A 25,953-nucleotide genomic window follows, 5' to 3' on the forward strand; every position below is an offset into this window, starting at 1 on the left:
CGACAGCTACTGCTGGTCAACCGGCGGCGACCCCGATTTCACGATGAAGAGGTCCACCTGGGTCCCTTCGAGCACCAACTCTCCCGGCTTCGGCGCCTGATCGAAGATCGTACCGGGTTTTGCAGAAGGCCTGTCTGTCGTGTCCTGGCGACCTTTGCCGAGATTCACATTTCCAAGCTTCACAACGGCTTCATTTACCGTTAGACCGGTCAGGTCGGGCACGGGAACACGTCCTGCTCTCGGCCCCTGCGATACAACAAGATCGATCAGTTGGGATGTCGTGACCGTCGTCCCCGCTTTCGGCGACTGCTTGAACACGACACCGGCAGGGATCGAGTCGGTGAAATCCATGTCTGTCTTGCCGACGTCCAGATTCGCTTTGACGAGCAGCAGTCGTGCATCACGAAGATTCTTCCCGATAAGATTTGGCATCACGACGGACTCTTTCCCACCGGATATAATCAGATAGACTTTGCGTCCCGGTTTCGTCTCGTCACCACCTTCGGGTGTCTGGCGGATGATTGTACCGTCTTTGAATTTTTCGTCGAAGCGGGTCTCATACTTGATGGGTTCATATCCTGCCTCGTCAAGGACTTTGATCGCCTGATCGACGTTCATTCCGACCACCTTCGGCAGTACACTTACCTCACCCCGCTTGACATACCATGGCAGGATTACTTTGTCGAGCAACAGCAGAAGCGCGAAGAAGGCCAGCAACGCAATAAGCGCGCCTGTTGCGAGACGTCGGAGTCTTCCCTGCGGTAATTTCGGTTGCTGAACGGGTTTCATCACGCGAATATAAGAGAATAATCCTCGCGGCGTTGAGAACACGTACTGGGGGAATACCGTTTATCCTTCAATGCCGTCGAAAGAATCGTATCTGGCGTATTTTCTCGCGATCAGCGCGATCCTCTTCCTGTTGCAGTGGTTCGTCTACCGCCAACTAAAGAAGGTGGTCGTTCGCGACTTCCCGGATCGATCCGCACTCATCGTCCGGATCGCCCGCATTACGTTCTTCGTAATGAACATACCGGTCGCATTCTTGTTCTTCCGACGTCAGATTAACGCCCAGTTACCCGTTCTGACGAATATCTTACTGGTGCCCTACACGATCTGGCAGGGATTGATGATCGTCTGGACGCTTATCCTCGTCCCCATAGTCGTGTGGGAGCTCACGAGTAAGCGCCTGCGTAACCTCAGGCGCCGCCGGACGTAATATTAGAATTGATGGACGAAGTACAGTTGCAGGAGTCGGGTAGCGGACGCATGAACCGACGTAAGTTTCTTTATGGCGGAGTGGCGACGGTCAGTTCGCTTGCGATCGCCGGATGTATCGGTGGTATTGCCACACGAAATGACGTCCAAATTACCTACCGCGATATTTCCATCCCCAATCTTCCGCCTGAATTCAAAGGTACAACAATCACACTGGCGAGTGACGTCCACTCCAGCCCGTATATGATGCGCGACGAGTTGATCAGCATCGCCCATACCATCAATAGCCTTCAATCGGACATCATTCTGCTCCCCGGCGATTTTGTCACGACACATCGCGACGAACTTCCGCCGATTGTCGAGGCATTTTCCCTACTGAAAGCGCCGATGGGCGTCTATGCGACGACTGGCAACCATGAGTTCTACGTCGATGCCGATCTTGTCAGCGAAGGAATTGCAAGCGCCGGGATTACGATGATCCGCAACGGGAACATACCATTAAAGAAAGGTGATGCTACCGTATATCTGCTTGGTGTCGACGATATCGACTCCGACGGCATTCTCGATCACGTCGACGGCAAGGTCGCGCCGCATATCGATGCTGTCTATTCGGGCGTGCCGAATAACGCTGCAACCATCCTTATGTGCCACAAGCCGTACCGGTTCGAAGAATATGCCAAGACCGATGTCGGGCTGATCGTTTCCGGGCATACCCACGGCGGACAGATTGTGCTTGCAAAATTCGGCAAGACCGTGATCTGCCCAAGCGCCTTCGCATCGAAATACATCCAGGGGATGTATACCAGCGAGAACGGCTCGAAGACACAGATGTATGTCAGCCGTGGCCTCGGGACCGTCGCACTTCCGATGCGACTCAACTGCCCGCCGGAGATCGTGAAATTCACGCTCGTCTAACCGGCAATTCGCTCACTTCGCGACGTTTGCAGAACCAGCACCCCATGCGTTCTTGTTGAGCACGTTCAACGCTCAATATTATACGCACCCGACTTGTCCCAGCACCGACCGCACGTTACGATCTACACCGACGGAGCCTGTTCCGGCAATCCCGGGCCCGGTGGCTATGCAGCGATCCTCATCGACACCGAAGGCCGTCGTAAAGAACTCTCGCAGGGCTACAAGCGCACGACGAACAACCGTATGGAGTTGCTCGGCGTAATTTCCGGTCTCGAATCGCTGAAGGTACCGTGCACGGTCAAAGTCTTCACCGATTCCCAGTATATCGTCAATGCCATCAACGAAGGCTGGCTCAAGAATTGGGTCAAGCGCGGTTGGAAGAAGGCCGACAAAAAACCGGTACTGAACGTCGACCTCTGGAAACGCATGCTCGATCTGTTCGAAACGCATCATGTTGCATTTTCCTGGACGAAAGGTCATAATGGCGACCCGCTCAACGAACGTTGCGACGAACTGGCTGTTGCGGCGTCGCGCTCCGACGATCTCCTCGTAGACGAAGGCGTGCAATGATCGCCCGCTTCATCTTTGGCGTAGTCGTGGTGCTGCTGTCGCTGGCCGCATCGATCTTCGTCCTCGGCTGGTTCGGCATCGATCGGTCGTTACCGCAATACAGCGGGACCGAACATCTCAGCCACGCGACGAACCCCATTGAGATCTATCGCGACAGCTTCGCCGTCGTGCATATATATGGGCAGACGGAGCAAGAGGCATATTATGCTCTCGGCTTTGCACAGGCGCAGGAACGCCTCTTCCAAATGGACATGACGCGCCGCATCGGTCAAGGCAGACTCTCCGAACTGATCGGAGAGAAAGGTCTTGTCATCGATCGTTGGGCCCGAACCATCGGATTTTCAAAGATCGCTGTGTGGATGTGGAATGTCGCATCGCCGCAGACGAAGAAGTTTCTTTCGGCATATGCCGATGGCATCAACGATTACATCGCCACCCATCACGGAAGGCTCGGCATGGAGTTCGACGGACTCCATTACGAACCGAACGCATGGAAGCCGACCGATTGCATGATCATCGGACGACTGATGTCGTGGGAAATGAACTTCGGTTTTTGGAATGACGCTGCGTTCTCCGACATTGCCGACCGCGTCGATTCTGCGCATCTTGCATCATTGATGCCCGGCTATCCGGCGAATGCCCCGACCGTACTCGGCGACCAACACACCGCCTCGGCACAACCGCCGCACCGGCCGGACTCCGTACACATTGGCGGAGCAACCTCGGAAGCAGTACACCATGCCTTGCATTCGTTTTTTGCCGAATTGCACGATACACCATTCGGTGGCTCACAAGCCGGTGGCGGATCGAACACGATCGCCCTTTCCGCTCGCAAAAGTGCCAGCGGGAAACCGATGCTCGAGAACGATATGCATCTGGCCCTCGGCGCCCCGTCGAGATGGTTCGTCGCTCATCTGCATACGAATGACGGACTCAATATCGCAGGCTTTACCGTTCCCGGTCTGCCGCTCGTCCTTAGCGGACGCAACGAGAAGATCAGTTGGGGACTGACGAACGGCATGATCGACGAGTCCGATTATTTCATTCTTGACCTCGATTCGAACGGCCATGCGTATCACACGCCGAACGGATCGAAGCCGATCGCATCGAGCAAAGAGTTCATCCGCGTCCGTACCTCCGACGAAGAAATGCCGTACCGATTCGACACGCTCGAAGTCCGAACCACGGACCTCGGTCCAATCGTCAGCGACATCCCGACGTTCGGTCTTGGCAAGACGTTCGCGAATTCACCGAACACTCCCGTCTCCGATGCCCTCAGCCGTGACCGCGAACCAGGCACTGCCATCGCCGTCGAATGGAACGGCTATTTCGCACTCGGAGACGAACTCGGCAGCTTCTTCAAACTACACCGAGCGAAGACGTGTGGCGAAGCGATCGACGATATGTCCGAATTCGCCACTCCGTGCCTGAACCTATCGGTCGCCGGTGCTGGAGAATCGCAGATCGCATTTCAAGTCATCGGCCGCATCCCCGTCCGCAACGGTGGTGAAGGCCGCACACTGCTCCCGCGCCATGCGGAGGAGGCGTCGGAGCTTTGGCAGGGATTCGTTACGACGGCACATCTGCCGCATCAATCGGATCCCGCCGATGGATTTATCGTCTCGGCAAACAACCCGGCCACGGCGTTTCGTAGCAACCCGCACGGTGAAAACTGGGAGCCTCCGGAACGTGCCGAACGCATGACCCAGCTTGTCAGCGCCGCGAAAAAACTCGACCCGGCACAGCTTTCTCTCATCGTCCGCGACCTTGCAAGCCCGTTCGAGTTTCACGAACTTCGTGACCCGATTCTTCGCGTGTACCAGGATACTTCCATCGGCGGGACGCATCTGAACCTCGTCACGCGAAAGGCACTGGACTACCTGACAAACTGGGACGGCGTGCAGGACAGCATGGACGTCAGCACGACAATACTCAATGTCTTCCTCGTCAGGCTGCTCTCGAATACCTGTTGGGACGAACTTGGCGACCAACTCTATAATGAGTTCGTCTATGTTAATAACGTCCCGGCCCGTACGATCGCTCATTTACTCACCGAGCCGAACAACATCTGGTGGGACGACGTCCGATCGCCGCAAATCGAGACACGCGACGATATGATTCGTCGCTCGTTCGAGCAAACCGTCAAGTGGCTTACCTCGAAGTTTGGCCCCGACGTCCGACGCTGGACCTGGGGCACATTCCATACACTCACCTACCACAACCCGGCAGGAGCGGCATCGTCGGTCGTTGCGAACCTCAGCGACATCAATTCCGGCCCGAATGGCGGCAGCCTGACGACCGTCGCACAATCGAGCTATATGTTCTGGCAGCCGTTCGAAATGCGCGTTGGCCCGTCGATGCGCATGATCGCCGACATGAGCAAGCCCTCACTCTTCGTCTCACTGCCGACCGGCAACTCAGGCAACATGTTCAGCCCCCACTACCGCGATATGGTCGATCAGTTCAAACAAGGTCGATTTGTCGAACTCCCGCTGAACCGCATCGAGCCAACTTGGCAGAAGCTGGTGCTGATGAAATAACGAAGCCCCAGACCTGCTCGAAGGGCATCTAACTCCTTATTTCATTGCGAACTAACTTTACACACTCACCGTCGCAATACCCTGAGACTCGCGCAATGCGACTAAGATCACCATTACCTTAAGAGTCGGGCTTAACTACTGACGGCAGGTGGTAAGTATTGCATAATCCCAACCCAACTACACAGGCCGGAGGGGCCATCATTCAGATTACAGGCCCCCCACTTGTTGAGAGGCCTGTATGTGTAGTGAAGTAACAGCAGGTTTTATCCGCTTTACCTCGTTATTAAGAATGGTTTCGTAACTACTGAGCCAGCCGTCTGCACCCTGAGGAAATAAGCGCCGCTTGGAATCTCATTTATATCAAGCAATATATGTTGATCTCCTTTAGATACATAACTGCTTCGTTTATGAATGAGGGCCTTGCCAAGTTGGTCATAGATCATGAAATCTGCTTCACCATCGGATGCAAGCTCGTAGTACACTGAAAGCGTCCGCATATCAGCATCTGTAACCACCCGCACATTCATCTCTTGGCCAGCAATTGCACTTACACGAACTCCCGCATCGGGAATCGGCTTCAGTGGGAACGTCAGCTTATAGAAGGGTGTGGTGTCCTCTGGTATCCTGGATTGGGTTACTCGGATGCCCTGTATTGCTTTCCAGCAGGCAGCATTTCCACCAGAGTCATCTGGAAATAACAACGTGATGTTATACCACATATTTGCTTCGGCGTTAAAGTCTATATGGCCGAGCGCATTCGCAAGACCATTTAATACGTAGTGTTGGTAGATTGCCTCCGAGTTTATCGGTTGCATCTTCACAAGCCAATTATATTGATTGACCCAAGGCTCTGTCGTGTTGATTGTTTGGGCATACCAAATATCAGCGGTACTAGTAAAAGCATACCGGAATGCATCGAGGGTCTCACCTGGATACACGGTTGCAAATGGATGGTACTCGACGTAAGAGCGCATACTGTCTCTGCACATGACTGGGTCGACACCAAAATATGTAAGTGCCTTTTCATAAAGACAGAGACTGTCCGGCCAATGTATGCCGTAATAGTAACAGTCATCATCAGATATTGCTTGCGTTATAGACGGAGCATCTTTGCCATGTGGTGATGCCCAACCATTCCCACAACTAAAGTCAGCAGTGAGAGCTGTTACGTTCGATGAATTTGAATATGTCACGTTCGGACAGTTAGTTGCATCTGTAGTAGGATTACCCAGATTAATGATTGGCGACCACTGATTTTGTGATACTTCATACGTGGGTGGTAGGATATAAGTGCCACCAGAGGTATAATCCATTTGCTTGGCTCCCGAGTTGGATGGCAATGAAAAAACCGATACGCATGCTAGTACCAATATGGCGATCAGCAACTCTGAGGCAGTTACTCCCGAAGCAATTGAATTAAGCAATTGTATAGGTATAATTACTTTTGAGGGCTTAAACTTGAAGGAAAGCATGTCGTGTATTCCCTTCTATCAATCTGTTCTGTATGATGTTAGCTTAATAAGTCCGTTTAGGTGCCAGAGACAACCTCTTGTAGTTTAATCAGACCGCTACAAACTACGTGAACTACTTAGATTAATGATAAGGGATTCGAAATAATTCCACAACTCGTTAGTTAGATTTTGGTCTTAAGCCTATTCTCTATTCTGCGCCCTGGATTTTAGGATCGTTATTACTGTCTTAGATTCGGGAGGCATCATAATGGTCACAGTGGGCCATGTCGGCCAGCCGTTCACGGAATATAATCCTGTCGGCGCCTGTTTGGAAATCTATGAGAATCAGTACTAAAATTATTATAACGGTCGCGCTTCTTGGTGTGATCGCGTTCTTCGGCAACGGCTGTTCTGAAAAGTCGCAGGCTGAATCCAAGAAAGCCGTGATCGCGCTCCCGACCGCGAAGTGCGAAACGTGCAAGAAGACGATCGAAACAGCACTACAGAATGTGCCGGGCGTGCAGAATTCGCTTGTCACGCTCAAGGGCAGCAAGTCTGTCGAGGTTGTCTATACCCCCGGACAAACGGACGAATCGAAGATCCGCACCGCCATCTCAAAGGCTGGCTATACGGCCGACAACGTTCAGCGTGACGATGCGGCCTACCAGAAGTTGGAAGACTGCTGCAAGTAGTTCGCACGTTAATCTGTCATTCCGAACGAAGTGAGGAATCCGGGACCGCACTATGCTTTCAATCATAGAGCATGTACGGATTCCTCCCTGCGGTCGGAATGACATTTGCCGAGCGAGTATCCACTTCTGAGCCATGATTCCTAATTCCTAATTTCTCATTTCCCAACCCCCACCGCTTCCGTGCGTATCGACGTCATCGCCGTTGTCCCGAAAGTTCTTTCCGGCCCTCTTTCCGAGAGTATCATTAAACGTGCGCAAGAACGAGAGTTGGTGGAGATCGTCGTTCACGACCTTCGTGAATATGGTTTGGGGAAATATCATCAGATCGACGACGAGCCGTTCGGCGGCGGCGCTGGGATGGTATTGCGATGCGAGCCGATCTTCACGCTTGTTCGCAAACTACAATCGGAGCGCACGTACGACGAGATTGTATTCCTCACGCCCGACGGCAAGACTTTCGTGCAGGATGATGCGAACGACCTCTCGCTGAAGCAGAATATCATCATGATCTGCGGCCGCTACAAAGGTATCGATGAGCGCATCCGGCAAGCGCTCGTGACACGCGAGATCTCGATCGGCGATTATGTGCTGACCGGCGGCGAGCTGGCTGCAGCCATTGTCGTCGATGCCGTGGTGCGATTGCTCCCCGGCGCGCTGGGCGACAGCGAAAGCGCCATGCTCGATTCGTTTCAAACAGGATTGCTCGATGCCCCGCTCTATACTCGGCCTGCGGAGTTCGAAGGAATGGCGGTACCCGACATATTACAATCGGGCGATCACAAGAAGATCAGTGAGTGGCGGCATGAACATGCGATCGAACGCACAAAACAACGAAGGCCGGATATACTCGATCAACAGGACCATTGACCCTCCCCGGTATCGTGGCGAGGCGCTGCACCGACTGAAGTCGGCGCTACTTTTTCTTAAACTCCTGTACCAGATCTTTCACGAGCGAGAAGCCCTTGACGATGGTCGAGGCAAGGCCCGTCGAAGTATTGCGAACGACTTTGAGCGGCGACTCGATCGTATCGACGACTTCCGTTTTGATGCGCTCGACATCTTCGAGCACACCTTCGGCAATATCGAGTGCATCGTCAACCGTTTCGTAGATCCGATCGACGCGAGGCTGGAGCCCTTCGGCCACTTGCGAGACGCGGGTCGTGATCTCGCCGACGGAGTCGATGACCGGCACGACATGCATGCGGATCGTAGCAATCTCCTGCGTCATCTGATCGGCGTTCTTGCGAACATCATCGAGCAGCGATTCGGTATGTTGCAGCACGATCGAAACCTCTCCGAGCGTTTTTGCCGCACGCAAGAGGAAGTAAGCAAGTGCCAACAGCGCGATCGCGCCGGCTATGTATAGTACGATTTCCATGCGGGTCCCTTCGTCGAAGGTGAAAAACGTATCAATCGGTCTTCATGCGCGAACGGGCGTCGTTGATGATGCGGTCCGCCTCGTCGATCAGCTCTTCGGCCTTACGATAGGCTTCGTGCATCGTTTCGCTCACGACTTCCGTCTCTTCATGCAGCAATTCTTCGCCGGTCTCTTTTGCCTTCTTGAGCAACGTCGTAAACCGATCGGAAAGGCCGCTCATTTTCTCGGAGATGTCTTCGCGCAATTCTTTGCCTCGCTTCGGGGCATAGAGCAACGCGAATGCAGCTCCGACCGCACCGCCAACGATCGCTCCGACCAAAAACGACTGGACCGACCCGCCGGATTGTCTGACTTCTTTCTCTGCCATAATTGCGTTTGAATACACCGATTACAACAATTCCCCGTCATGCAATGTGCCGTCCAAAACGGCGACTGCCCGAAGCATTGGACCTCCGGGCAGTCAGTTCCATCCGAACAAGTAGGAGCGGGCGTTCAGATACGAACTTCAAGATTGAGCTGGTATGTGCGCGGCAAGCCGAAGTGTGTGCCGCCGAAACTCGATTCGAACTTGTAGAGATACTTTGTATCCAGCACGTTCAGAATCGTCCCGGTGATCTTTGCCGGGATATTCAGTGCCGGTTTGAGGTCGTATCCCGCCGCAAGGTCGAGCACGATATGAGCTCCGCTCGACTTGTCCGGCGAGCCGGGCATGTCCGACGTGAGCCCAAGCAGGTCAATGACCTCGTCGCTATATCCGCGCCGTTTAAGCTCGGCACGAGACGCGGCTTCGTCCAGACCGACACCATCCTTTGCGAGATCGAACGGCAAGCCGGAATCGAACCGTCCGCCAAGCGTTGCGAAGAGTCCGCCGGGCAGATCGTAGTTGAGCGTGAAGGACGCAGTGATCGGCTGGTTGTGCTCGGTCTGAAATGCGTCCTCCCCCGCGAACGGGTGTGAGTAGCTCGCCCCTTCTTCGCCAAGAATGAGTCCGGCAGCGATGGGTGTCGAACCGTCATCCGGCTTGAGTCCGCGCGAATCGCAGAACGAAAGCGAGAGCTTGCCGGAGAAGTGATTCCAATGATGCAGGTTCACGGTGAGGTCGCCCCCAAGCACGCGCCCCTGCTTGATGTTGATCGGGAAGATGATCCCCGAAACTCCGAGTTCGACCTTCGCAATGAAGTTGTCGATAAACTTTGCATAGCCGTCGAGATCGAGGTCGAGATATTCGTTGATGCGCCATGTGCCGCCGATATCGAAGACATGCTCGCGTTCGGCCATCACCGATGTCGGTACGGCGCCTTGCGCGGTATCGACGAGTACTCGGGCCTGCGGCGAGCTCGAGACAAGAATGTTCTCGATCGGGGCTTGCATAATCTGACGATTATACGAGCCCCGGAGCCAGATGTCGTCTGTCAGTTTATACGCTGCCGAGAGCCGCGGGGAAATTCCGGTCTCGTCAACCACCATACTGATTGCATCGAAGCGCACGCCTGCGTTGACGACCCAGCGATCGAACGCGAGTTGGTCTTGCACATACGCCGAAAACCGCGTACCGGTGTTCGACGTATCTACCAAAAATGGTTTGCCGCCGTGTCGGATATCGTACCTCTGATACCGGTAGTCCCCAGATTCCCCATACGCGAGGCTATCGTTCACGACGGCAAAACTGAAATACTCGGACGTTGGAAATCGCTCGCCACCGACACCAACCTTCACGACGTTCGGCACGTCGAACCATTTGGTATTCGCGCTGAATTCGAGCATCCCTCCGAGTGCGTCATTCTCGCGATGTGAGCCGACAAAAAAATCTTCGTTGCGAAGCGCGGCGACGGAGTCGGCAGCCGTCACGATCCGGTTCAGTCCGCCGCTCATATTCGTTTGTTCGCTATGACGCTTGTATGCAAGCAGGCTCAGCGCTGAGGATTCGCCGATTGTCCAATTCAACCGGCCGCCGAGCATCCAGTCCGATACATCTTCTCGTTGGTTCTGCGTTGACGTATCGGCGTGATTGGCGATGCCGAAATTCGATAGATTACGAGAACCGATGACGACGAGGTCAAGGTCATCGGTCAGCAGAAAGTCGGCCTTGCCGAAATAGTTGTGCGAATAGCCGTCGTTATGGATTGGATCCCAGTTACTGACCGGATCGGTGTAGCGATCGGTTTCGGAGCCGGCATACGACAGGAAGAGCGCACCGCGCCCGCCAAGATTTCCGCCGACAGCAAGCGCCCTGTCTCGTGTTCCCCAACTACCGATCGAGGCGCTGCCATCGGCGAAAAACGGTTTGTCGAATCCGGAGCGTGTCGTAATATTCACGATCGCGCTCGTCGAAATGCCATACTCCGCATTGAGCCCCCCGCGGAGGATATCGGCAGATTTAATAAGGTTCGGATTGAAGAGGCTCGAATAGATGCGTGTCATGTTTGTCGTGATCGGTATCCCGTCGATCACATATTGAAGCATGGCATCTTCACCTCGAACGTGCATGCGCCCGTCTTCGTCGGGCACCACGCCGGGAGTATTGAGCAAGATCGCTTCCATCTTCTTTGGGCCGGAGAATGCCGGCAGTTCGGAGATCGACTGTGCGGTGTACGGAGTCGAAATAACCGGTTTCGACATATCGGGCGTGACCGCCTCTACGACAATTTCTTCGCCTTTCTTCTCGATCACATTTCCAAGGACGATCTTCACCTCGACGGCGGAATTGATACTCACTCGTTTGCCTGCGACAATCGCATCTGTGCCTTCGACGAGCCATACATTGTACGTTCCGAACGGAAGGTCGTGGATAGTGACGATGCTGTCGTCAGGAATGTCATACTCAGCAGCCTTTTTCCCCGAGCGACTTTCGAACAATCGAATCGTGAAGCCCTGAAAGCGAGAAATTTGCTGGATCTGCACACGTACCTCGAGCGTACCGGTAGATTGTTGGGCCATGCTCCGTCGTGGCACTAGAGCAAGTGCCAACATAACGACAGAAAGGTAAACGATCGATCTCATTATAACTTCAAGACAATTGGGTGATAGTGAGTTAACACGCCGTTCCGTGGGGAATTGATGAGAAATTGATTAGAAATTAAAAGTCTCGACAGCCGCCTCATTCGGGAGGTGGCTCAGTTTGAAACGGTGTTCGAAGCCATCATTCTGAGCGAAGCGAAGAATCTCTTCGGCGGAGACTTACTACGTTTCATCGAGGGATTCTTCGCTTCGCTCAGAATGACAGTGGGTGCTCAGAATGACGATGGGGTGCTCGGAATAACTTCTTCTTGAACTGTTCACACGGAACCGCTACCGCACTCACCATACGGGAGTGCAAACGGCGGATGTCGGGTTACCAATAGTCTCAAATTCTGTGTATCGAATGAAGAACCCACTGTTCATATTGATCTCGGCAACACTCGTTCTGGCTTCCTGTTCGAAGAAGAACACCACCTCTCATTCATTGCGCGAAGGCAAAGGCGGTAAGAAACTCGGCGGCACGCTCAATGTCAATGAGACCGGCGACTTGCGTTCGCTCGATCCCCCGCAAATCAACGATCAAACAAGCAACCACATCGGCGAGAATATCTACGACCGATTGCTGGAGTTCGACAACAACCTCAATGTGAAGCCGTGCCTTGCAAAGGCATTGCCCGATATTTCACCCGACGGACTCACATACACATTCCATCTGCGGACCGACGTCTTTTTCCAGGACGATGCCTGTTTCCCGAATGGCAAAGGACGGAAGATGGTCGCGAAAGATATTGTCTATTGTTTCACGCGTGCTGTCGATCCGAGCACAAACACGCTTGCGCTTCCCTACTTCCAGGTGATCAAAGGCGCCAAAGAATACTTCGACAGCAAGGCAACACTCGCGGGCGGCGTCAGCGGTCTGGCTGCGCCGGACGATTCGACATTCGTCGTGACGCTCACCGCACCGTTCTCTCCGTTTATCAACTATCCGCTCCTCGGCTGCTCGTTCATCTATCCGCATGAAGCGGTCGAGAAATACGGCAAGGATTTTACGCACCACGGTGTCGGGACCGGTCCTTATCGTTTTGTAGACTATAAAGAAGGACAGTACTGCCTGCTGACCCGCAACGAACACTACTGGCAGGCGGATAAAGACGGCAACCGGCTTCCGTATATCGACTCGGTCAAATTTCGCTTTATTCAAGACGATAAATCCGAGCTGCTGGAGTTCAAGGCGGGCAAACTCGATCACAAATATCGTCTGCCGAATGAGTTCTTCAACGACATTGTCGATGAGCACAAGGAATTGAAGGGCGATTACAAGAAGTATACGCTCGGACGCATTGCAGCGCTTGCGACGCAATTCCATGGCTTCAACACTGTCTATCCCGGCGTATCGAACGTGCATCTGCGACGCGCGATCAGCTTTGCGATCGACCGTAAGAAGATCGTGAAGTATATTCTCAAAGGTCAGGCATTCGCACCGGGCGAGCACGGCCTCGTTCCGCCGGGTATGCCGGGATATCCGTTCGACCAGATTCAAGGATTTGTCTTCAACCCAGACAGTGCGAAGAACGAACTCGAGCTTGCGAAGAAGGAGCTCAACGGACAAATGCCGGAGCTGACACTGTACGTCAACAAAGGCGGCGGACGCAACCAAGATGTTGCCCAAGCGGTGCAGGCACAGATCAAGGAAAATCTCGGGCTTGATGTGAAGCTCGAGATCAAAGAGTGGTCGCAGCTTACGCCCATGATCGACGACGGAAAGGCTGCCTACTTCCGGCTCGGTTGGGTTGCCGACTATCCCGATCCGCAGAACTTCCTGAATCTGCTCTATGGCAAAAATATTCCGCCGAGCGGACCGAGCTCGATCAACCAGACGCGCTTCCGTAATGACGAGTTCGATCGCACATACGAAGCAGCCATTGCCGAAACCGACCGTGCAAAAGCGCTACAACTCTGGGCCAAGTGCGATCAAATTGCAATCGCGAGCGCACCGCAAGTGATTCTCTACTACGACGAAGACTACCATCTGATGCAGCCGTGGGTGAAGGACTTCCCCATCAATGCGCAAGACAACAACCCGTTCAAGTTAACGTGGTTTTCGGAGTAATAGAAGCATACCCTTGTATGAACGAAGAAGGCCGTGTATGCGGCCTTCTTTATTTCAATTACTGAACTGGTCCGATATACTTCATCACAGACCCGAAGTACGTGTCGGGTCGAGTGGAGCTCGAGTAGATCAAGCCGACTCCTCGTGCAAACCATTTCACCGTTGTATCCGACTCCGCAGTAACATATTGTACTTCGGTGACATCGTCGAATACTTGCCCTGCCGGCATTTTCATTTGTGCGCCTCGACGTGTGACTGTTGCCGTCACTACCTCAGGCGAATAGAAGTTGCCGGTATTGAACTGCCATTGTTGGCCTTCGGTGAGCGGGCTCTTCAGATCGAGCCACGTGGCGCCCCCGCTGCCGCAGGAAACACTCCCTACGGTAGCAGCTTCGCTATCGTTCACTATGAAGTAGAGATCGCTATGAAATTGATCGCGGTTGCTGATCCCAACGGCGTAACAGCGACGATCCGGCGACAGGTCGACTGTTGTTTGGTCACGTCCGTTCATTGTCATGCGGACCGTATCGGTCCCGATCGAAGTCGCACGACAATACGCGAATGACACACCCACATCAGACAAGGGGAAATAGAATTGTGAGACGTTGGTTATCGGTGCCGGATGTTGTGGCGCATCTGCGATCCCGCAGGAGGCGAGTCCCGCGGCGAGCAATACTGATGGCACTCGAAGTGCCCGGGTGGTGAGTCTCTTCATCAGAATCGGTATTGGATACCATAGTGAATACTGCCGTTGAGTGTCGTCCGAATGCCGGTCCCGGAGAAGAGCACGGGTGCATTCGCCACGCTCGCGTTCGACAGCACAGCATCGGCACCGCCGATGTTCGAGTGCACGCGCGAGAGGGAAAAGTCAACAGCAAAATCGAAATGCTCAGAAGCCGGAATGCGAACCCCTGCTTCCGCAGCAACGGTATACCCGTTGGGAATAAAACCAGCCGAGGCGCCGATGAGTGCCGTGACCGGCGTATTGAACAACCCCGTGAAGTGATGCGCTGCATAGACCTCGCCGCCCCATGCGCGACGAGTCTCTAACGCTTGTTGCAGAACGGTCACCCCAGTTTCTTTCATCGACACGACACTGCCGGGCAATTGATATAATCCGGAGGTCACCCGAACTCCGATCACATTCGATCGCGTAATGAAATATCCGATGCCAAGACGCTGCTCGGCGAATGGCTTGATCGGCTGTGCGTCGGCCGGTGTCGTAAAGCCGCTGGACGTCTGAAGTGTAGCCTCGAACCGATCACGCTCTTCGCGTCGCTCCCCCTGGCGGAGAGTGACAAGATCGTGTGCACGTTCCGTCGTGATGCTGCCGACATCGCTCATCGCTGCCAGATTGACAACTGGTATTTGTACAACATCGGGTCCAATCCCCTCTGAATTCGACCGTGCAGCGATTACTTCGAGCGGTATCGAAGGATCATCCAACTTCTTGGTATGCGTTGGCACACTCTGACTCGGCATTACTGCATCGATCGATGAGGAAGAAGCTATATTCCGATCGCTGTGAGAATCAACATAGTCTGGGATGCTCGTCGAACCGATCGATGCAGTGTGGAGCGATCCTAGCGACCGATCGGTGCCGTTTCGCAGCAAGAGCGACGATGTTACGATCGTACCGATCAGCAGAACAGCGAGTGTAGCGATTCCTACCGTGCGTTTGCGACGGGTAGACGGGATCGGCGAAGGGGTAGATGAAGCGATGGCCTCGAATGCAGCAGATGTCAGCAGCGGCGCGTGAACACTGTGGACCGAAGTCTTTGCGAGCGAGCGCAGCATTCGGTGGTGTTCGAGCAACTCTGTTGCATGTGGCGACCGGCGCACCTCGCGCAAGAGCGCAGCACGAGCGTCAGGCGTAAGCCCGCCATCGAGATACTCTATGATGCGATCTTCCAAACTCATTCAGAGCGTCCAGCAGGAATCTTATTGTTCGTGTTCTTCTGGGACAGAGGGAATTCGTGAGCCGAGCTCTGCACGAAAATGCGGAGCCAGCAGCTTACGGAGCATCTTCTTTGCACGATTGATCCGAACTTTGACGTTCGGCACCGATACGCCTGTAAGGTCGGCGATCTCGGCATAGGAAAATCCTTCTACTTCCTTCAACAGAAACGCTTCCCGGTAGATCGGCGCAACGCGCTCGAACGCATACTGGAAGATCTGCTGCGGCATTGCCGGATCGATCGCCTCGAACGACAACTCCTTCTGCCGATGCAGGATGCCTTCTTCGTCCTCGAAATCGGCATCGAGATAGACGAACTCCGGCGTAAACTTCGATGTGCGCGTGAGGTTCAGACACACCGACCGCGTAATCTTCATCAGCCACGATTTGATGGCTGCTCCTTCACGGAGTTGTTCGCGGTTTGAATAGATGCGAATGAGCACTTCCTGCAGTGCATCTTCAGCCGCACGGGTGTCACCCATGATGTAGAGGCAATACGCAAAGAGCGAATCTGCGTAGAATTCGTACACCTCTTTGAAGGCCTTCACATCCCCTGCAATAAATGCAGAAATGGTCGAAGAATCAAGACTCCGACGCAATGCGGTTCTTGACGCTTCACCACTGGGAGCGGGGCGCTTCGGTTCGGTCACTGTATGGGGAATAATTACTCTCATATAAAAAGACACATTTAAACTAAAAAGGTTACAAAAAACTTCTGGGCAACCCACCCCGCCCCAGGCTTGTTAATCCGCCTCCAATTTCCAATTTATGATCACAGGCTTCGCGACAGTAGAAGGGACGACATCGTTCCGTGACAGAGAAGGCATTATCTCTCATGAATTCAATCCATTAGGGAGGACCGGCCTCGTCGTCAGCCAGGTCGGTTTCGGCACATACCGTTGTGACGTCCGCTCGGCCGAGCACCGCGCGGCCCTCTCGAAGGCCATTCGAATGGGGGTGAACTTGATCGACACGAGTTCGAACTACGCCGACGGGAATTCCGAAACGCTTATCGGTGCGGTCCTTGCCTCGATGATCGAAGCGGGCGAGATCACGCGAGAGCAGATCGTTGTTGTCTCGAAAGGCGGGTATATTCAGGGGGAAAACTACAAGCGCATCGCTGCTGATGTCGAACGCCGCAAGCCGGATACGACCATCGGGAGCTACGACTCCGAGCTCGTGAAGTACAGCAATGGTCTTTGGCATTCGATCCATCCTGAATTCCTGGAAGACCAGATCACCCGCTCGCTCGAACGACTCGGCCTCGAGACGATCGACGTATATCTGCTGCATAACCCTGAGTATTACATTCAGGCAGCGATCGACGACAACATTCCGGAAGACGAAGCGCGCGATACATACGAGAAGCGTATTGCGAAGGCACTCGAGTATCTGGAGACCGAAGTCGAGCGCGGCCGCATCAAGTGGTACGGCATCAGCTCGAACACATTTCCGAAGCCGGAGGAATCGGTCGACCGCACCTCGCTCGAACGCGTCTGGAAATCCGTCTCAGCCAAGCCGAATCATTTCGCTGTAATTCAGCTACCGATGAATCTGTATGAGCGTGGGGCGATCACAGAGAAGAATCAGGAGAAGTCGTCGAAGTCGGTGATCGAGTTCGCTCGCGAGCACAACATCGGCGTGCTCATCAACCGTCCGCTCAATGCGATCAAGGACAAGCTCCTCATCCGCTTGGCCGATTACCCCATCCGCGAATTTCCACCGGAGCAGGACATCAGCGACCTGGTGCATGATCTCAAACTACAAGAAGACGAGTTCAAGAAGGGACCGCTCAAGGAGATTGCATTGAATCCGCAAGCCTACGATGCCGTCCAGCGTCTGCTTGCTGTCGGCGAGTGGCTCGACGGCAGCCGCTGGAGCGCGTTCTCGTCGTTCGAGGAGTGGCGCGATCTGCTCTTCGGCACACTGCGTCCGCGCTTGCAGTATGTGTTCGATCTGCTGCGTGAAGTGGGAGCTCAGCATCGCGAGGTGTTCATCGCATTGCAGGAGTATGCCGAATCGGTCGATGAAGTTGTCGAGCACATTACGAACTACTATCTGACAAAGTCGAACGAGCGCGCGGCATTCCTCCATACCAAGCTGCGCCCTGTTCTTCCGGCGGACCGCGAAGAGCTTTCGCTCTCCCAGAAAGCTATCATCATGCTTCGTTCGATTCCAGGCGTCTCGAGCGTGCTGGTCGGGATGCGTTCGGAGGAGTATGTGGACGACACGCTCTTCGGGCTGCAGTCGCCGAAACTTGAGAACGTCGAGGAGAAATGGCGGGAGATAGAGTTATAATCCGAGGCAATACCGGAATACAAAAAGAGCGGACACTGCCCGCTCTTTTTGTTATTCAAAGCTGATCCGACTGCTTAGTTCGGATAGACGCTGACGCGCTGGCGGTTCAAACGGAAACGCTCGAACTTCACCGTTCCTTCGGAAAGAGCGAAGAGCGTATCGTCAGAGCCCATGCCGACGTTCACGCCGGGATGGAACTTCGTGCCGCGCTGACGGACGAGGATATTCCCTGCAAGGACGTGCTCGCCGCCATACTTCTTGACGCCAAGTCGTTGCGCGTGTGAATCGCGTCCGTTCTTAGTACTTCCGGCTCCTTTTTTATGTGCCATTGTCTATAATCTCCTGCTAAACTTTATCGTGTACTTTCCCGTCCGAACTGCGGGCGAAGCATGCCTCGCCCCTACGAGTAAGGGACGTTAGATAGAAAACTCGTTGATGTTGAGCATCGTGTAATCCTGGCGATGACCGTGCGTGTTGCGGTATCCCTTACGACGCTTCTTCTTGAAGACGATGATCTTGCCGTCGCGGCCGTGCGAAGCGACCGTCGCGGAGATCTTGGCCTTGCCGCCAACCTTGTCGTTAGCGATCAACACCTTGTCGAACGTGACCGCACTGCCCGGTTCGGCATCAGCGATATACGCAACACGAAGCTGCTTCATGTCGCCATCGATGCGATACTGTTCCCCTCTGAAATCTACAATTGCGAACATATTACAATCCTTCCAAATAGCCGCGTTATAATGCTTTTGGGTTTGAAAAAGTTCTAGAAATGTCCAATTTTATACGTCATTCTGAGCACATTCACTTTGCTCAGTGTAAACTCCGCGAAGAATCCATTGATGAAACGCAGTGAGGCTCCGCCAGAGGGATTCTTCGCTTCGCTCAGAATGACGCCATTTCAAAGGCTTCATTAGAGCAGCTTTCGGAAGCACTTCTCGATCTCGGTCTGCCCGAATTCAAACCCGGAATTCACCAGTGCCTTCGGCTCAACTCGTTGACTACCAAGCAATAAGCCCTCACCCATCTCACCGAGCAGCAGCTTCACTGCAAACGACGGCAGCGGCATGAACGACGGCCGCGAGAGTGCCTTGCCGAGGGCCTTAACAAACTCTTTATTCGTGACCGGATTCGGAGCGGTCCCGTTGACCGCGCCGCTGATCTTCTCATTGGTCAAAGCAAATTCGTAGGCACGGATCTGGTCGTCAAAGTCGATCCAACTCCACCACTGCCGTCCACTACCGACCGGCCCGCCGGCGCCAAGCTTAAATGGCAAGAGCAACTGCTGCAGTGCACCGCCTTTCGGTGAGAGCACCAACCCAGTTCGCATACGAATGACACGCAGCCCCTGAGTTTCGAGAGGCTTCGAGACAGCCTCCCACTGCTTGCACACATCGGCCAGAAAGTCAGAGCCCGGTGCGCTCGACTCGGTCAGCACCTCGTCTGAGCGATCACCATAGTAACCGATCGCCGATGCGCTAAGATAGACCGACGGCTTCTGCTTCATCTCGCTGATAAGCTCGACGAGAAAATTGCCCGTCTCAATGCGACTACGTAGGATTTCGCGTTTCTTCGAGGCCGTCCAACGCCCTGAGATCGATTCGCCCGATAGATTAATGACCGCGTCGAAGCCATGCAGCCGCGAACGGTCGATGCTCCGGGCATATGGGTCCCAGAGGAGTCCGGCGTGATGCGAATCTCGGACAAGCCTGACGACCGTGTGGCCGCCTTGCTGCAAGAGTTCAACGAGTGCGTTGCCAAGAAATCCTGTCGAACCGGAAATGAGAATCCGCATGGTCTGTGGTTGGTGACTGGTGGTTAGTGATTGGTGATTTTACCAATATACGTTGTGAGGGCGCTGAGAGGATTTATGGGAATGACACCGCATCATCCGTGTCATTCTGAGCAAAGCGAAGAATCCCTTGATGAAACGCACAGAGGCTCCGCGAGAGGGATTCTTCGTCGGGCTAAAGCCACTCCTCAGAATGACAGTCAGCCCTTCTCAATGTAAAAGTGGAGGTGAGGGGAATTGAACCCCTGTCCGAAAAGCATGTCCCGGCGCTTCTACGATCGTAGCCTCTTGTTGATTAGTACTCGGCGCCAAAGCAAGAGGCCACCGACATCCAAGTACCGTCGTTCCTGCGATACTCCCGCAGGCGAACAACGCTCCTGCAGGAGAGACCGAACATGCGACACCCGTGATCAACACCGGTTCGTTCTAAGCGGTGTTGCGGATGGGCACCCGACTCACATAGTGAGTCTAGCAGCGTCAACGCGTCGCAAGGACGCGGAGCTTAGGCAGCCATTGCATAGCTATAGTCGGCGGTTAAGCCGCGTATGGTCTTGTTTACGGATGTTCCATACACCACCCGGATCGCGACGCTCGGAGCATCCGCCCCCCGTCGAATCCAATGCACCCCCAATTTTCAACGAACAACCTTCTTCTGAAGGGGTGTACGTAACGCCTGCCCCATTCGTTACGTTCGGCGTCACCCCATAACACCTGTCATTCTTCGGTCGCTGCGGCGACCGAAGAATCCATTTCGCGCAGCCGTAGCATACCCACGCCAGTAGGACGGACTCTCAGTCCGTCCCCTTTCGGCAGCCACAAACATTCGGTCCTGCCCCGAACCTCGCCCACGAATGAATTCGTGGGCTACGCCTGTGGCCGTCCTGCCGGACTCAATGCGGCGAAGCCGCAATCTCCCGTTACCCCACCCCTCATTCTGAGCGAAGCGAAGAATCCCTCTCGCAGAGCCGCAGCACGTCCAAAACCGGTGGCACGGACTCTCAGTCCGTCCCCTTTCGGCAGCCACAAACATTCGGTCCTGCCCAGAACCTCGCCCACGAATGAATTCGTGGGCTACATCTGTGGCCGTCCTGCCGGACTCAATGCGGCGAAGCCATAATCTCCCTTTACCTCACCCGTCATTCTGAGCGAAGCGAACGTGCTCAGAATGACCCAGAATACAACCCTCCCCCGTAACTCCAATAAACCGCGAGCACCCATCCCCACAATTACCAATAATATCAACAACATCGCTATACACACGCACAGCCGGCCCCCATAATGCAACGAGTCCGCCGTGGCGGACTCGTTGCAAAGAACAGCTACACTATGGTGCTCGTCGTCTCATACTATTAAGATACGATATGCATAAATCCGTGTCAAGGTGCCCATCACAGATTTTCGATTAATTAATATTGCGTGCACCTGCTCACCGCCGCCGAAAGCCACTCCCCAACCATCCCGTGAATAGACGATAGACATCCTCAACAGGTCTGTTCAAGATGTCTGAAGTCTATCCCCCTCCCGTAACGAGAGGAGGATCGACTATACATTGCTTATGCTGGTTGAAGTAGAATCTCAAAAATAGAGATACGCATGAGCAACGGCAAATACGTCTCCTCCTCCCGCTTACGGGAAGTGGTTGGGAAGAGGGAGAGTACGACACTTCGTCGGTATCCAAGAAATCCGGAATCTATCTCTGCTGCAAATTCATTTTCATAGTTCATCTTTCATACTTCATATTTCGCTCATGCCGTTGTATCCGCCGATCGAACCGTTCAATTCAGGGCACCTGCAGGTGTCGGACCTTCACACGATCTATTACGAAGAGGTCGGCAACCCGAACGGGCAGCCGGTCGTGGTCTTGCACGGAGGGCCAGGCGCTGGGTGTTCGCCCGATATGCGGCGCTTCTTCGATCCGAAGCATTACCGTGCGGTACTCTTCGATCAGCGCGCCTGCGGACGCTCGTCGCCGCTTGCGGTGCTCGAAGGCAACGATACGTGGAGCATCGTCGAGGACATCGAGAAGCTTCGCACGCATCTCGGCATCGAGAAGTGGGTGGTATTTGGTGGATCATGGGGTTCGACGCTTTCTCTCTCCTACGCCGAGACGCATCCCGAGCGTGTCACGCATCTGATCTTGCGCGGCATCTTCCTCTCGCGCGATCTCGATAACGACTGGCTCTATAAGTACGGCGCCAGCGAGATCTTCCCCGAGCAATGGGCCGATTTTTGTTCGGGTGTTACACGACAAGGAAATGAATCGTGGGTCGAGGCCTACTATCGCGTTCTCACCGGCCCCGACAAAGACGCGATGCTCGCCGCGGCAAAGCATTGGTCGAACTGGGAGTATTCCATCATCAAGCTCGTGACAACCGAGCGCCCGACCGAGGATCAGTTCGCGCTGAACTTCGCGCGCATCGAGTGTCACTTCATCATCAATCGTTGCTTCCTCGAAGAAGGACAGTTGGTGCGTGACGCACATAAGATCGCGCACATCCCGACCACTATCGTGCATGGACGCTACGACGTCATCTGCGCAATGCAGAATGCGTACGAGCTGCACAAGCTCCTTCCAAAGTCGGATCTTGTGGTCTGCCCGCGCTCAGGGCATTCGATGTTTGAAGACGAGATCAGCGAGGAGTTGGTCAGGGCGGCAGATAAGTATCGGATGTAGGGTCGAGGCATGCCTCGACCGCCGTCGGGTACAGGCTGCACTACGTGAGATTCAGACTGACGAAAGAGCGGGCGACGCATGCGTCGCCCCTACGAGGTTTTTTACATCCGTAGCGAGATCGCTGTTCCGATGAGTACGAGTGCGGAGCCGGATATTTCATATGCATCGAGTTTCTCGCCGAGAATAATCCACCCAAGGAAGACTGCGATTGCCGGCGTAATCACCGAGACGTAGCTCATTGTCACTGCGCTCGTGATCTTGATGAGCTTGAAGTAAATGCCGAATGTGACAATCGTCCCAAGAATGGCGAGATAGAGGATCGGCCAAAGTTGGCTCCATGAGAGATCGATCTTGTCGATCGGCTCGGTAAAGAGCGCGATCACCCCAAGCACAAGCGCACCGACGGCAGTCGTGATGGCATTGACGGTCACGGCCGGGACGTCGTGGGTCCCACGCTTTGTAACGATTGCGCTCGCCGCACTGACGATCGGCGCAATTAGCAAGAGTCCCATCGCCCACAGTCCTTCCACTTTTACTTGCGAGAACTGCGGCAAGAAGATCGTCGCGATACCCAACACGCCGATGACAATACCTGTGACACGTGTACGTGTCAGATGATCACCCGGAATGTAGTAGTGCGCGAATGCAGCGGTAAAGAGGGGCATCGTGCCAAAGATCACCGCACCGAGACCGGAAGGGACATACAGCGATGTTGCATACACAATCCCGAACGACGCACCGTTACTCAGCAAGCCTACCGAGAGTGTCGCAAGCCATTGCTGTTTGGTCTTCGGGACGGAGATGTTTTTTGTTGCAACAAAACCCCAGAGCAGTGACGACGCAACCGTAAATCGCAAGGCCGCAGCAGCAAATGGCGGCATCGCCGACGAATTGCCGAGATGGATCACGAGCCACGTCGAGCCCCAAATGAGGCAAATGATCGTATAGAGAACGAAGAACGTGGTACGAGATGGTTGCTGCATTGCGTGACGTTACGACGGGTCATGCGTACGGTTACAAAGATACGGGATTGGTAGATGGTTATTGATTACAGATTACTGACTACTTGCTACTGACTACTGGCTACTTTCTTCGTACTTTTGTAGGATCAAACCCACCGCACATGGGCTTCGGAGAACTACACATAGTATCGAACTACTTCACCGTCGCGCTGGTGACGCTTGGCATTGCGTTCGAGCTGATCGGCCGCAAGCGCTCGAATGATGGCGCAGTACGGTACGGTTGGAATAGTCTGCGCCTCGGCTTCGTCTTCGCTATCATATCCGTCTTTACCGGACTCGCCACCGAAAGTGCGACGAAGATTCCGTCGGATGCAAGTCTGAGCGAGATGTTTCATAAGACGACTGCGATGGGCTTCGCGGTGTTCGTCGTGATCGTCGTTGCATTCCGAATGGCGTTGGCGAAGGTAATCAACGCGCCCGATAAAGGTGCCGCGACACGCGGTGCATATCTGACGCTACAGATCGTCACGATCGCACTGATGCTTGTCACGTTGGTACTCGGAACACGGCTGGTGCGCACCTATGGCGTCGGGGTCGCACCGGTCGAAAAGATGAACACCCTCCCGCCCACACCGCCTCAACCCGCTGGCGGCGGTATCCAACTGGACACGACACACTACCGTCCGTGACGCCAACGCCACCCCGCTCTTCCGTGCGCACACGCCGCCGCCGCATACTCGACGGTTCGCTACTCGTGCTGGGTATCGTAGCGATCGTCGTTCTTGTGACGCGCTATGGAATGCCGTTTCGCATGGACGATGTGCTCTATATGCAATGGGCGATTCATCATCCGTTCACCGACTCGTTCAGCACCACCGCAGGCGAACTCTTCATGTCGTTCCGTCCGGTCATGGCGATGACCTTCTGGTTGCTGACACACCTCGCCGGGCCGGACCGCTACTGGATCTGGCATACACTTCTGGTCGGGGCATACTTCACGGCAATCGCGTTTACAGGTCTCACTGCGCGATACATCTGCGAGCGAATCTCTGCATTACCGATCTCGGCCGTTGCCTACTGGCTTGCCTTCCTGCCGATCCTGAACGTGCTGTTCTGGTTTGCGGATCTCACGTACGCACTCGAAATGATGTTCTGCTCCGCGGCGTGGTACTTCGGTATTCGCGCACTCGACGAATTCAGAACATCGTTCTGGGTGACCGCTAATATCATCGGGGTCATTGCAGTGATGACCAAAGAGCCGTCATTACTATTGATCCATGGCGTATTCCTCGGGATGGTCATCTTTCGCCGACGTCGCATTCAGCGCGGACTAAAACCCCTCTCGACAAACGGCCGCATCCTCTGGGCAGCGTCCTACGGATTATTTGCCCTCGTCTCACTGGTGATGTTCTTCTCATCGAATGCTACGAGCACCCGTTTTTTTCATTTCGGCGAGATCCCGCGGGAAACTCTGCACTTCTTGATGATGGACCGTCTGCGATACTATTCCGATACCCTTGCGACAACGCCGTTCGTCGTCTTCGTATCGCTTGGGATCGTCGGGCTGATCGTGGCAGACTCGGCTCGCACGGTTCGCAAATCTGCGGTGATCGCGACGATTTTCAGCGTATTGATCCTCGTGTGCTGGGTCGTGTACAAACCCTTATTATTGCTGACGATCCTGCTCGCAGCTCCATTATTCGCAATACAAGGAGGCAACCGCGGAAGCCGACGTGTATTGATTGTCCCGTTCGGCGCGATCGCTATCGTAAACTCGCTTGTGTTGCTGATCACCATGATGTTGGTCAAGACGCAACTGGCCGAGCTCTCATTTTTGCTCACGCTCATCGCTTCGGTCGGCGTTGCGTCGCTTGTTGGTGTAATTTCTGAGCGACTGTTGGTCACATCATCGCTACGAATCGGCGCAACAATCGGCATCGTCATAGCTGCAATCGGCGCGACGATATTTCTTCTGCCGAAGCTGCGCTCGAAGGAAGCGCTCTTGTGCGATGTTCGTTCGAGCCGGCTCCACGCGAACCAAGCAATCCGTCTGATGGCACACCAGCTCCCACAAAGCTCGACCGTCGCCGTGACTACCCCCGCACTCATCGGATTGCGGAGTGAAGACGAACTCACCTCAACAAGCGACGATTACAAAGTATATGCGCAGCACTCCTTCCAACAAGGCTTCGTTCGCGCATACTTCCAGGTGCTCGGGCGTCCCGATCTCCATCTTGCCTATCTTGCTGACTCGACAACACTGCCGCGCACGCTGGATTCGCTCCGCAGTGCACGCGATCATTACCTCTTTCTCGAAACCGGATTAGATGTCGATCTCGCGCATGGTAAACGCAACGGGCGCAACTGGTTCAATGGTCGAGATTCGTTGCTCGCGCGATTTGACGACGGAGGGTTCGCCTCGGAAGTCTGGAAACTTCGCTGAG

23 protein-coding genes and 1 other RNA gene are annotated in these 25,953 nt (G+C 54.3%); 11 read left to right on the forward strand and 13 right to left on the reverse strand.

What is annotated here, in order from left to right:
• Positions 1-6 precede the first annotated feature (6 nt).
• A complete protein-coding gene (locus JSS75_08100; GenBank protein MBS1903648.1) occupies positions 7-789 on the reverse strand; it encodes a PASTA domain-containing protein in 783 nt (260 codons plus the stop codon).
• 70 nt (positions 790-859) lie between these two features.
• Here JSS75_08100 and JSS75_08105 point away from each other — a divergent pair, with 70 nt between their 5' ends.
• The 4 genes from JSS75_08105 (at position 860) to JSS75_08120 (ending at position 5,240) form a co-directional block, all read left to right on the forward strand.
• Entirely contained in the window at positions 860-1,216 is a 357-nt protein-coding gene (locus JSS75_08105; GenBank protein ID MBS1903649.1) for a hypothetical protein, read from the forward strand.
• An 11-nt stretch (positions 1,217-1,227) separates the two neighbouring features.
• Complete coding sequence (locus JSS75_08110; GenBank protein MBS1903650.1) at positions 1,228-2,130, forward strand: metallophosphoesterase; 903 nt, start codon at positions 1,228-1,230, stop codon at positions 2,128-2,130.
• A gap of 93 nt (positions 2,131-2,223) precedes the next feature.
• Positions 2,224-2,700 (forward strand): ribonuclease HI, encoded by a 477-nt coding sequence (rnhA, locus tag JSS75_08115; GenBank protein ID MBS1903651.1) that lies wholly within the window; start codon positions 2,224-2,226, stop codon positions 2,698-2,700.
• Entirely contained in the window at positions 2,697-5,240 is a 2,544-nt protein-coding gene (locus JSS75_08120; GenBank protein MBS1903652.1) for a penicillin acylase family protein, read from the forward strand. The genes rnhA and JSS75_08120 overlap by 4 nt, the downstream gene beginning before the upstream one ends.
• A gap of 272 nt (positions 5,241-5,512) precedes the next feature.
• Here JSS75_08120 and JSS75_08125 read toward each other — a convergent pair whose 3' ends face one another.
• Positions 5,513-6,712 carry a T9SS type A sorting domain-containing protein gene (locus JSS75_08125; protein MBS1903653.1) on the reverse strand — a complete coding sequence of 400 codons (1,200 nt, stop codon included), beginning with the start codon at positions 6,710-6,712 and terminating at the stop codon, positions 5,513-5,515.
• A 317-nt stretch (positions 6,713-7,029) separates the two neighbouring features.
• Between JSS75_08125 and JSS75_08130 the strand changes: the two genes are divergently transcribed.
• Together JSS75_08130 and trmD are read left to right on the forward strand one after the other, a co-directional pair.
• Positions 7,030-7,383, forward strand: coding sequence for a heavy-metal-associated domain-containing protein (locus tag JSS75_08130; GenBank protein MBS1903654.1), 354 nt, complete (start codon positions 7,030-7,032; stop codon positions 7,381-7,383).
• A 180-nt stretch (positions 7,384-7,563) separates the two neighbouring features.
• On the forward strand, positions 7,564-8,250 hold the full coding sequence (gene trmD / locus JSS75_08135) for a tRNA (guanosine(37)-N1)-methyltransferase TrmD (protein MBS1903655.1): 687 nt from the start codon (positions 7,564-7,566) through the stop codon (positions 8,248-8,250).
• A gap of 46 nt (positions 8,251-8,296) precedes the next feature.
• Here the strand turns inward: trmD and JSS75_08140 are convergent, their stop codons facing one another.
• The 3 genes from JSS75_08140 to JSS75_08150 form a co-directional block, all read right to left on the reverse strand.
• The gene (locus tag JSS75_08140) at positions 8,297-8,761 is read right to left on the reverse strand and encodes a hypothetical protein (protein MBS1903656.1); all 465 of its coding nucleotides are present in this window, start codon (positions 8,759-8,761) and stop codon (positions 8,297-8,299) included.
• Positions 8,762-8,792: 31 nt separating this feature from the next.
• Positions 8,793-9,128: a YtxH domain-containing protein gene (locus JSS75_08145; protein ID MBS1903657.1), complete on the reverse strand. Its 336-nt coding sequence runs from the start codon at positions 9,126-9,128 to the stop codon at positions 8,793-8,795.
• Between the two features lie 125 nt (positions 9,129-9,253).
• Positions 9,254-11,698, reverse strand: a complete 2,445-nt coding sequence (locus JSS75_08150) for a TonB-dependent receptor (protein ID MBS1903658.1) — start codon at positions 11,696-11,698, stop codon at positions 9,254-9,256.
• A gap of 424 nt (positions 11,699-12,122) precedes the next feature.
• Between JSS75_08150 and JSS75_08155 the strand changes: the two genes are divergently transcribed.
• Positions 12,123-13,829 carry an ABC transporter substrate-binding protein gene (locus JSS75_08155; protein ID MBS1903659.1) on the forward strand — a complete coding sequence of 569 codons (1,707 nt, stop codon included), beginning with the start codon at positions 12,123-12,125 and terminating at the stop codon, positions 13,827-13,829.
• A gap of 58 nt (positions 13,830-13,887) precedes the next feature.
• Here the strand turns inward: JSS75_08155 and JSS75_08160 are convergent, their stop codons facing one another.
• The 3 genes from JSS75_08160 to JSS75_08170 are packed head-to-tail and all read right to left on the reverse strand — an operon-like array spanning position 13,888 to position 16,385.
• Positions 13,888-14,544, reverse strand: a complete 657-nt coding sequence (locus JSS75_08160; protein ID MBS1903660.1) for a hypothetical protein — start codon at positions 14,542-14,544, stop codon at positions 13,888-13,890.
• Positions 14,544-15,743, reverse strand: a complete 1,200-nt coding sequence (locus JSS75_08165) for a hypothetical protein (GenBank protein MBS1903661.1) — start codon at positions 15,741-15,743, stop codon at positions 14,544-14,546. Before JSS75_08165 ends, JSS75_08160 begins: the two co-directional genes overlap by 1 nt.
• Before the next feature lie 27 nt (positions 15,744-15,770).
• On the reverse strand, positions 15,771-16,385 hold the full coding sequence (locus JSS75_08170) for an RNA polymerase sigma factor (GenBank protein MBS1903662.1): 615 nt from the start codon (positions 16,383-16,385) through the stop codon (positions 15,771-15,773).
• 169 nt (positions 16,386-16,554) lie between these two features.
• Here JSS75_08170 and JSS75_08175 point away from each other — a divergent pair, with 169 nt between their 5' ends.
• Positions 16,555-18,084, forward strand: a complete 1,530-nt coding sequence (locus tag JSS75_08175) for an aldo/keto reductase (GenBank protein ID MBS1903663.1) — start codon at positions 16,555-16,557, stop codon at positions 18,082-18,084.
• Between the two features lie 74 nt (positions 18,085-18,158).
• On the opposite strand, the gene rpmA is transcribed toward JSS75_08175, so the two are convergent.
• The 4 genes from rpmA to ssrA form a co-directional block, all read right to left on the reverse strand.
• Positions 18,159-18,413, reverse strand: coding sequence for a 50S ribosomal protein L27 (gene rpmA / locus JSS75_08180; GenBank protein MBS1903664.1), 255 nt, complete (start codon positions 18,411-18,413; stop codon positions 18,159-18,161).
• 87 nt (positions 18,414-18,500) lie between these two features.
• Positions 18,501-18,794, reverse strand: a complete 294-nt coding sequence (gene rplU, locus JSS75_08185; GenBank protein ID MBS1903665.1) for a 50S ribosomal protein L21 — start codon at positions 18,792-18,794, stop codon at positions 18,501-18,503.
• A gap of 200 nt (positions 18,795-18,994) precedes the next feature.
• Positions 18,995-19,876 (reverse strand): TIGR01777 family oxidoreductase, encoded by an 882-nt coding sequence (locus JSS75_08190; protein ID MBS1903666.1) that lies wholly within the window; start codon positions 19,874-19,876, stop codon positions 18,995-18,997.
• A gap of 216 nt (positions 19,877-20,092) precedes the next feature.
• Positions 20,093-20,502, reverse strand: a transfer-messenger RNA (tmRNA) gene (gene ssrA, locus JSS75_08195).
• 1,118 nt (positions 20,503-21,620) lie between these two features.
• Here ssrA and pip point away from each other — a divergent pair.
• Positions 21,621-22,547 (forward strand): prolyl aminopeptidase, encoded by a 927-nt coding sequence (pip, locus tag JSS75_08200; protein MBS1903667.1) that lies wholly within the window; start codon positions 21,621-21,623, stop codon positions 22,545-22,547.
• Positions 22,548-22,648: 101 nt separating this feature from the next.
• Here pip and JSS75_08205 read toward each other — a convergent pair whose 3' ends face one another.
• Positions 22,649-23,530: an EamA family transporter gene (locus JSS75_08205; protein MBS1903668.1), complete on the reverse strand. Its 882-nt coding sequence runs from the start codon at positions 23,528-23,530 to the stop codon at positions 22,649-22,651.
• Between the two features lie 140 nt (positions 23,531-23,670).
• Here JSS75_08205 and JSS75_08210 point away from each other — a divergent pair, with 140 nt between their 5' ends.
• Positions 23,671-24,198 carry a DUF2231 domain-containing protein gene (locus JSS75_08210; protein ID MBS1903669.1) on the forward strand — a complete coding sequence of 176 codons (528 nt, stop codon included), beginning with the start codon at positions 23,671-23,673 and terminating at the stop codon, positions 24,196-24,198.
• A 23-nt stretch (positions 24,199-24,221) separates the two neighbouring features.
• Positions 24,222-25,952 (forward strand): hypothetical protein, encoded by a 1,731-nt coding sequence (locus JSS75_08215; protein ID MBS1903670.1) that lies wholly within the window; start codon positions 24,222-24,224, stop codon positions 25,950-25,952.
• Position 25,953: the final 1 nt, after the last annotated feature.

The sequence above is a fragment of the Bacteroidota bacterium genome (assembly GCA_018266755.1).
GTDB lineage: Bacteria > Bacteroidota > Ignavibacteria > Palsa-1295 > Palsa-1295 > JAFDZW01.